General features: G+C 63.6%; 8 protein-coding genes. 5 read left to right on the top strand and 3 right to left on the bottom strand.

Annotated elements, in window-relative coordinates; all coding sequences use genetic code 11:
* Nucleotides 1-253 precede the first annotated feature (253 nt).
* Together ACK41X_RS21885 and ACK41X_RS21880 are read right to left on the bottom strand one after the other, a co-directional pair.
* The gene (locus ACK41X_RS21885; protein ID WP_409727917.1) at nt 254-1,486 is read right to left on the bottom strand and encodes an HlyD family secretion protein; all 1,233 of its coding nucleotides are present in this window, start codon (nt 1,484-1,486) and stop codon (nt 254-256) included.
* A gap of 3 nt (nt 1,487-1,489) precedes the next feature.
* On the bottom strand, nt 1,490-1,906 hold the full coding sequence (locus ACK41X_RS21880) for a hypothetical protein (protein ID WP_409727914.1): 417 nt from the start codon (nt 1,904-1,906) through the stop codon (nt 1,490-1,492).
* A gap of 238 nt (nt 1,907-2,144) precedes the next feature.
* On the opposite strand from ACK41X_RS21880, the gene ACK41X_RS21875 reads away from it, so the two are divergent.
* Together ACK41X_RS21875 and ACK41X_RS21870 are read left to right on the top strand one after the other, a co-directional pair.
* Nucleotides 2,145-2,273, top strand: a complete 129-nt coding sequence (locus tag ACK41X_RS21875) for a hypothetical protein (RefSeq protein WP_409727911.1) — start codon at nt 2,145-2,147, stop codon at nt 2,271-2,273.
* A gap of 72 nt (nt 2,274-2,345) precedes the next feature.
* The gene (locus tag ACK41X_RS21870; protein WP_409727909.1) at nt 2,346-3,578 is read left to right on the top strand and encodes a flavin monoamine oxidase family protein; all 1,233 of its coding nucleotides are present in this window, start codon (nt 2,346-2,348) and stop codon (nt 3,576-3,578) included.
* A gap of 13 nt (nt 3,579-3,591) precedes the next feature.
* On the opposite strand, the gene ACK41X_RS21865 is transcribed toward ACK41X_RS21870, so the two are convergent.
* Nucleotides 3,592-4,047: a YidB family protein gene (locus ACK41X_RS21865; RefSeq protein ID WP_409727906.1), complete on the bottom strand. Its 456-nt coding sequence runs from the start codon at nt 4,045-4,047 to the stop codon at nt 3,592-3,594.
* Nucleotides 4,048-4,292: 245 nt separating this feature from the next.
* Here ACK41X_RS21865 and ACK41X_RS21860 point away from each other — a divergent pair, with 245 nt between their 5' ends.
* From ACK41X_RS21860 to ACK41X_RS21850, 3 genes are all read left to right on the top strand, one after another.
* On the top strand, nt 4,293-4,763 hold the full coding sequence (locus ACK41X_RS21860; protein WP_409727903.1) for a DoxX family protein: 471 nt from the start codon (nt 4,293-4,295) through the stop codon (nt 4,761-4,763).
* Between the two features lie 31 nt (nt 4,764-4,794).
* Nucleotides 4,795-5,349, top strand: a complete 555-nt coding sequence (locus tag ACK41X_RS21855; RefSeq protein ID WP_409727900.1) for a LemA family protein — start codon at nt 4,795-4,797, stop codon at nt 5,347-5,349.
* Nucleotides 5,327-7,074 (top strand): DUF2207 domain-containing protein (locus ACK41X_RS21850; RefSeq protein WP_409727898.1); only part of this gene is annotated, 1,748 nt, incomplete at its 3' end. The genes ACK41X_RS21855 and ACK41X_RS21850, both read left to right, overlap by 23 nt.

Below are 7,074 nucleotides of genomic sequence, written 5' to 3'. Positions count from 1 at the left end.
CAAGCGCTCGAATGCATTCCGCGCCACTAAATAGGCCGCGCCAAGGCGCGGCCGGCGGTGACGTTTTGAAAATAATCGTCGCAATAGGCCCATTTTACCCCCTAGTTTAATCCGAAAGGGCCGCTATGCGGCCCGCAATCTCAAGCGGTAGGGGATGGGCGGAGTCGCTCCCCCGCTACCAATCTCCTCAATGTCCAGAATCCACCAGGGTGGGCGCGATCGTGGTGCGCTGGCAGGTGCAGCGCACCGCGCGTCAATGGCCGCGGAACACCAAGTCGCGGACCGGCAGGATCAGCACCTGGATGCGCAGCAGGATAGCGTGGACCATCCCCACCGCGTCGACCATGTGCAGTCCGAAGCGGCGCAGCATTCCGACATTCTGCGTCGCCAGCAATTCGTGATTGCTGGTATAGGCGTTCGCAATGCAACTGCTGCCCGGCGTGACGCCGCTGAGCCCGCCGGGATAGAGCGGTTCGAGCACGGCCAGAATGGTGCCGGGCCGTACCGTCTGCTGCACGTCGATCAGCTGATCGCCGGCGCGAAACTGGCCGGCGGCAATGGCATCCTGAACTGAGGCCACGACCATCGGGATCACGGTCCATGGTTTCGAGATGCAGGAGGCTTCGGCGATCATGCCCGGCTTGATCACCTGCGCCTCGATCTGTGAGAAGCCCGCAGCAAGTGCACGCCGTCCGCCTTCGGCCGGGATGAGCACGCCCGCGGGCCGTGCGAATGGATTGACGATGTCGCCGACCCTAAGGGCGAATTGCTCGACCCGCCCTGTGATGCCGGCACGGATCGTGGTTTTGTCGAGCGCGACCTCCGCTTCGGCGAGAGTGGCTTCGGCACTCGCCTTTTGCGCCGGCAACACTCTTCCGACCTTGAGTTCAACGGCTTGCCGCTGCGCCTCTGCTGCATCGAGCGCGCCCTGCCGGGCCTTGACCGCGTTTTCCAGTTTCTCGATCTCGCGCCGCGCCACAACATCGGCGGAGCGGCGGTTGAGCTCCTGTTTGGTTTCGAGTTCGTCGATCGCCTGCTGCAAGGCGCTTCTTGCCTGTTCGGCTTGACCTGCGGCTGCGGCGATATCGGCGCGGCCCTGGATCATCTGGGCATCGAGCTCGGCGACGCGCCGCCTTGCAGTTTCGACCGCCGCGCGCTGTTGCGCATCGTCGAGCCGGAAAATCGGGTCGCCGCTCTTCACGTCGTCGCTCATTCCAACGAAGATTTCCGCAACCCTGCCATTGGTTTCGGACACGATCGGCACCGCGCGGAACGAGGCAACCACCGAATTGGTGGAGGGATGGAAGTAAAAGACCGTGGTGATCAGCGCGACCGTCAGCAACAGGCAGGTGACGATGCCCCAGCGCAGTTCGAACCACACCGAGTAGAGGGTGATTTCCTTGCCGAGGCGCTTGCCCTGGCCATAGCGCCGGTAAAGATAATCCGGCAGGATGGTGAGCATGGAGCAGAGCAGAAGTTCAAGCATGGATCAGTGCTCTCTCTTCTGCGCAGCGAGTGAGGCACGCTCGATTTCGTCGGCTTCCCGGTTGCCGTCGCCGGGCGGAATGCCTGCAAGTTTCTCGGTAGAGCCGGCGATCCGGCGTAGCGGCGTGCCGAAATCCGGCAGATCGATCAGCGCCAGCAGCAGGGCGGCAACCCAGAAAATATGCTGGTGCGTGAGCAGGGCGATCAGGCCGAGCACCGCAACGATCTCGAATTGGAGCTTTTGCGACTTGTGCGCCAACCGCTCCGGAAGGGTGTGCAGCCGCAGAAAAATCAGACCGACCGCGACGATTGCGGCCAGGAGAAAAAGTGCGGTCCCGACCAGCAGGAGATCGCTGCCACCGGGGGCGGGGATAAACCAGGGCAGGTGATCAGGTGCAGCGGGGTGCATGGATGTTGACATATCGGCCGGCTCGCGAACGCCATTTCTTGGATAGGAAGGCTATCCGATCGGCGTGCCGGGCGGAATAGGGGGCAGGCCGAGAGGAAAAGGCGGCTCGGACATCACACTCGTGTGACTGCCGAAACATTCAGGCGTTCGAACCGAACTTATCAGTAAGGAGACCAAGAGGGAGCCAGCCGACAGATGCCGCGACAGGCGCACGCCGACGGCTTCCGCCCAAAGCCGCAGGGGATAGAGCATGACTCGAGACCTCATCATTGACGAAGCCGCATTCGCCGCGATGGCCGCCGGGGCCTTCGTGGTCCGCAACGCCGCCGTGATCGTCACGCTCAGCCTGCTGGTCATATGCGGGTTTATCAACGTCTGATTGTTCCGGAAAATCCGCAGACCGCGTGCATCGACGGTGGTATCTCTCGGCCCCGTCGTTCATCATGACTTCATGTCACATTACGATGTCATCGTCGTCGGCGCAGGCGCCGCCGGAATAGCCGCGGCCCGCGCGCTTCATGACGCCGGCCTCCGCATCTGTGTTCTGGAAGCGCGCTCACGTATCGGCGGACGCGCGTTCACACAAATCGCGGCGGGCTTCCCGCTCGATCTCGGCTGCGGCTGGCTGCATTCGGCAGATCGCAATCCCTGGTGTGGTGTCGCGCGCGGTCTCGGTCTTTCCATCGACACGACTCCGCCGCCCTGGACGAGGCCATCGCTGCCGACCGGCTTTCCGCTTGAACACCAGCGCGACTTTCGCGCGGCGCTCGATGAATTCTATCAGCGCGTCGAAGCGTTCGGCATGCAGGGCCGCGATGGTCCGGCTTCCGACTGTCTGCAACCGGGCAACCGGTGGAACGGCCTGATCGGAACCGTCGCAACCTTCGTGACCGGTTCCGAATGGGACAACGTATCGGTCCTCGACCTGCACCGCTATGCCGATACCGGCGTGAACTGGCGCGTGGTCGAGGGCTATGGCGCGCTTGTTGCGCGCTACGCGCAGGGCCTCGACATCCACCGCGATTGCCCGGTCCGTCGCATCGATCACAGCGCGGTGCCGATCCGGGTCGAGACCACTCGCGGCACGGTGACGGCGCAGGCCGTTATCGTCACCCTCCCTGCGTCGCTGATCGCGCTGGAGGCGGTGACATTCACGCCGGCTTTGCCCAACAAGACAGAGGCTGCAGGCGGGCTGCCGCTCGGGCATGACGACAAGCTGTTCCTGTTGCTGGAGCACGCGGACGAATTCGAGACGGACAGCCGGCTGTTCGGCCGCACCGACCGCACCGGGACCGGCGCTTACCATATGCGTCCGTTCGGCCGGCCGCAGATCGAATGCTATTTCGGCGGCGCGCTGGCGCAGGAGCTGGAGCGCGGCGGCGCGCAAGCCTTTTTCGCTTTCGCCAAGAGTGAGCTGGCCAATCTCCTCGGCAACGACTTTGCAAAGCGGATCGCGCCGGTCGCCGTGCATTCATGGGGTGCCGACCCGTTCGCCCGTGGCGCCTATTCCTACGCCAGGCCGGGCAGCGCCGATTGCCGGGCAGCGCTCGCAGCGCCGGTCGAGGGCCGCATCTTCTTTGCGGGGGAGGCGTGTTCGCTGCACGATTTCTCGACCGCACATGGAGCATTCGCGACTGGAAAGGCCGCCGCGGAAGCGGTGCTGAACGCACGCGCTTCCGCATGACCATCGTCGCTGATTAAGCGATGCGCCCTTCCGGGGTGTATTGGTCGATCGCCTGCGGCAGCGTCTTGGAGAGCCGGTCGAGCAATTCCTGCTCGCTGAGGCCGGTGGCCTGGGTCAGTGCCGAAATCACATCGGGGCCGAGCGCGGAGCGCAGATCGGTCGGCGCAACATCTTTATTGGGGCCCGTGCCGACCCAGGACTCGACCTTGTCCCGGTGTCCGGACTGGCCGAACCGGTCCATCAACTCGCCAAGCGCGCCGGTCAGAAGGCCGCCAACGCTGGTACCCGCGAGCAGGCCGCCGAGGCCACCGGGCAGAGCGTTGCCAGCGCCGGTGCCAGGAGACGATGCGCCGGCGCCGCCCTTCGAGAGATTGCCGAGCATCTCCGCGATCTTGTCGCGGTTTTGATAGCCTGCGATCGCAAGCAGCCCGAGCAGGGCTGTCATCGAGGGAAATCCGCTGCGTGACATCGGTGTGAGCTCCGCATGATGGAAGGACGAGGCCGGCGAGACAGTCACACCGGACGATTACCGGCCGCAAACGCCAGCGACAACCGTCGGGTTCCCGCGACGCCCGGACTTCATGCGAATGTGATGGCGACGGTGTGACACCGGCATGCGGCACAGGGCGTGATCGGGACGGTCCAGAGCCCGCCGCATTGACGCAGGGACGATTCCCCCTCACGTTACCCCCATCCCGCCCGGCAAATATCTTCATGCACGAGACGACTCCGCTTTTCATCCCGCAGTTCGCGGGCCTGTATGCTTCCGCAGCGCCACTCGCGGAGATGGTGCTGCGGGTGGTGGTCGGGCTTTCGCTGGTGCCGCATGGCCTGCGGATGTCGATGGGCTTTTTCCCCAATTCCGGCGGGCCGGTCAGCAATGTCACGGACTTTGCGAAGCTTCTGGATAACGGCGGCTATCGCCCCGGCAAACTCTGGGCCTGGGTGATCGTCATCACCGAGCTGGTCGGCGGCCCGCTGCTGGCGCTCGGCCTGTTCACGCGGGTCGCGGCGATCCCGATCGTGATCCTGCTCGCGCTCAGCATTTGGGAGCACAGAAAGGGCTTTTTCTGGAATCAGGGCGGCTGCGAATATCCGCTATTGTGGACGGCGGCCGCACTTTATTTTCTCGCCCATGGCGGCGGAGCTTATTCTGTCGATGCATTGATCGGGCGGGCGTTTTGAAATCACGCCGCGGGCTGCGGGGACAATCCGGATGAGCTACATCGCCTTCGCCGTCGTCGCCGCGCTCTTGATCTACGGCGTCGTGATTTTGAACGGTCTCGTTCGCGAGCGCAACATGGTGCGCGAGGGCTGGAGCGGGATCGACGTTCAATTACGCCGGCGCGCCGATCTCGTCCCGGCGCTGGTCGAGACCGTGAAGGCCTATGCGGCGCATGAGCGCAAGCTGTTCGAGGAGATCACCGCAATCCGCAGCGCAAGCCTCGCGGCAGCCGATGTGCGCGCGCAGGAGAGTGCCGAGCGTGCGCTGGAGAGCGCCCTTGGCAAGCTGATCGCGCTGAAGGAGGCCTATCCGGACCTGAAGGCCGACCGCAATTTCCTGAAGCTGCAGGAGCAGCTTGCCGAGATCGAGGACCAGTTGCAGATGGCGCGGCGCTATTACAACGGCTCGGTGCGCAACCTGAATATCTCGATCCAGTCGTTTCCGAACCTGCTGATCGCGCGGCCGCTCGGTTTCAAGGAGGCGGAGTTCTTCGAGGCCGACGAGGCCGGCCGGGTGACGCCGAATGTCAGCTTCGAGCGGGCCTGACATCATGAAGGTGCTTGTCCGCCTCGTTTTCGTTGCCGTTCTCGTCACGGCGCTGCCTTTGTCCGCCGCGGCGGCCGAACGCATTCTGAATTTCATCAGCGATGTGAAGGTGGAAAAAAACGGCGATCTTGACGTCACCGAAACCATTCGCGTGCAGGCGGAGGGGCGCGAGATCCGGCGCGGCATCCTGCGCGATTTTCCGACCCGCTATACCGCGCGCGACGGCCGCAGGGTCGAAGTTGGCTTCGTGGTTTTGTCGGTAACGCGCAACGGCAATCCGGAGCCTTACAGCACGGAGCGGTTGTCGAACGGCGTGCGGGTACGGATCGGCAGCGCCGACCGCACCGTTCAGTTCGGGCCCAACACCTATGTGATCAACTACCGGACCACGCGGCAGATCGGCTTCTTCGCGGACTTTGACGAACTCTACTGGAACGCCACCGGCACCGGCTGGACCTTCCCGATCGATGTTGCGGAGGCGCGGATCACGCTGCCGGAGCCCGTCGCCTTCACCCAGACCGCATTTTATACCGGTCCGCAGGGCGCCACCGGCACGGATGCGCGTATTGTCGAGCAGCGCCCGGGATATATTGTGTTCCGTACCACGCGCCCCTTGCCCGCGCGCAACGGCCTCACCGTCGCGGCCGGATTTCCGAGAGGGATCGTCTCGCCGCCGACGCAGGCTCAGCTCGCGCAATACTGGCTTGCCGACAATCTGCCCGTCGCCGTCGCAGCGATCGGGCTGCTGCTGCTGTTCGGCTATTATCTCTACGCTTGGCTGAAGGTTGGGCGCGATCCGCGGCGCGGCACGATCATCCCGCTCTTCGCGCCGCCCAGGGGCATGTCTGCGCCCGCAGTCCGTTATGTTCATGAGATGGAGTTCGACAACCGCGCCTTCAGCGCGGCCATCCTCGACCTTGCCGTGCATGGCGGGGTGAAGATCAACGACAGCGGAAGGCAGATGCGCCTTACCGCGCTAGCTGGAGGGCAAAACGTTTCGCCGCCGGTCGCCGAGATGGCGCGAGAATTGTTCCTGCTGGACAATTCGCTGCTGCTGGACAACGTCAATCACAAGACCATCGGCAAGGCGAAAGATAAGCTGCATGAGCATTTGCAGCGGCTCTACCAGAATACCCTGTTCACCAACAATTATCGCTGGTCGATCATGGGTGTTATTCTGTGGCTGGCGTTCATCGGCGCGATCGCGCTCTCAGTGTTCTCAACCTATGGCTCCGACCTTGGCGGCGCGATGTTGTTCGGCACGGCCTTTGCTGCGCCTGCCGTTGCGGTGATGGTGTCATTCTTGCTCGGCGTGATGGCCGGGCGAACCGGCCTTGCCGCGTTCCTGTTTGGTGTTGCGTTTTCTGGCGCCTTCGCGATTGCAGGCTTTGCCGTTCTCCTCGGGGCCGTTCACACGGCGACCGGATCACTCGTGGCGCTCGCGATTCTCGCCCCGATCATTGTTGCGCCTATGGTCTGGCTCGCCTTCTATGTGCTCAAGGCCCCGACCGTCGAAGGCCGCAAGGTCATGGACGAAATCGAGGGCTTCAAGCTCTATCTCGGCGTCGCCGAGGAGGACCGGCTGAATTATCTGCATCCGCCGGAAAAGACTCCGGAATTGTTCGAGCGCTATCTGCCTTATGCTGTGGCGCTCGACGTCGAGAACAAATGGGCGCAGAAAGTTTCCGGTGTGCTGGCGGGGGGAGCAGCGGAGGGTGGAGGGAA

The sequence above is a fragment of the Pseudorhodoplanes sp. genome, from assembly GCF_046289595.1.
Lineage (GTDB): Bacteria > Pseudomonadota > Alphaproteobacteria > Rhizobiales > Xanthobacteraceae > Pseudorhodoplanes.
Note: the sequence above shows the minus strand (reverse complement) of the source record. Positions and strands in the feature narration are given on the sequence as shown.

Bases quoted from the DNA above. Each gene is read 5' to 3' on its own strand.
- ACK41X_RS21885 (WP_409727917.1), bottom strand. From the start codon at position 1,486: ATGCTTGAACTTCTGCTCTGCTCCATGCTCACCATCCTGCCGGATTAT.
- ACK41X_RS21880 (WP_409727914.1), bottom strand. From the start codon at position 1,906: ATGTCAACATCCATGCACCCCGCTGCACCTGATCACCTGCCCTGGTTT.
- ACK41X_RS21870 (WP_409727909.1), top strand. From the start codon at position 2,346: ATGTCACATTACGATGTCATCGTCGTCGGCGCAGGCGCCGCCGGAATA.
- ACK41X_RS21875 (WP_409727911.1), top strand. From the start codon at position 2,145: ATGACTCGAGACCTCATCATTGACGAAGCCGCATTCGCCGCGATGGCC.
- ACK41X_RS21860 (WP_409727903.1), top strand. From the start codon at position 4,293: ATGCACGAGACGACTCCGCTTTTCATCCCGCAGTTCGCGGGCCTGTAT.
- ACK41X_RS21855 (WP_409727900.1), top strand. From the start codon at position 4,795: ATGAGCTACATCGCCTTCGCCGTCGTCGCCGCGCTCTTGATCTACGGC.
- ACK41X_RS21865 (WP_409727906.1), bottom strand. From the start codon at position 4,047: ATGTCACGCAGCGGATTTCCCTCGATGACAGCCCTGCTCGGGCTGCTT.